General features: G+C 74.7%; 1 protein-coding gene. It reads right to left on the minus strand.

The window, feature by feature from the left end:
- On the minus strand, nt 1–199 hold a 199-nt coding region (locus tag SB773_RS31685; RefSeq protein ID WP_486304313.1), incomplete at its 3' end, for a hypothetical protein.
- Between the last annotated feature and the right edge of the window lie 74 nt (nt 200–273).

The raw sequence follows: 273 nt of genomic DNA on the forward strand, positions 1-273 counted from the left end.
CCGCGATGCGGCGGCCGCGCACCGCGAGGTTGGCGAACTCGACGGACTCGCCGGCGAGCCGGGCGTCGCCGTCGAGGATCCCGGCGAGCCGGTCGGCCCAGCCGAGGAAGGCGTCCGGTTGTCCGGGCGCACTGTCGCACAGCCCCTCGGTGAGCGAGTCTCCGAGGGCGACGTAGCGCGTGTAGGTCGTTCGGCTCACGGGTCGATTGTGGGCCGGACGACGCCCGGCAGGCGCGTCGGGACGCCCTGTGCCGCCGGATCGTCGCCGCGATT

Origin of the sequence: Bacillus sp. SIMBA_074 (assembly GCF_046534555.1) — a bacterium.
Taxonomy (GTDB): Bacteria; Bacillota; Bacilli; order Bacillales; family Bacillaceae_G; genus Bacillus_A; species Bacillus_A mycoides.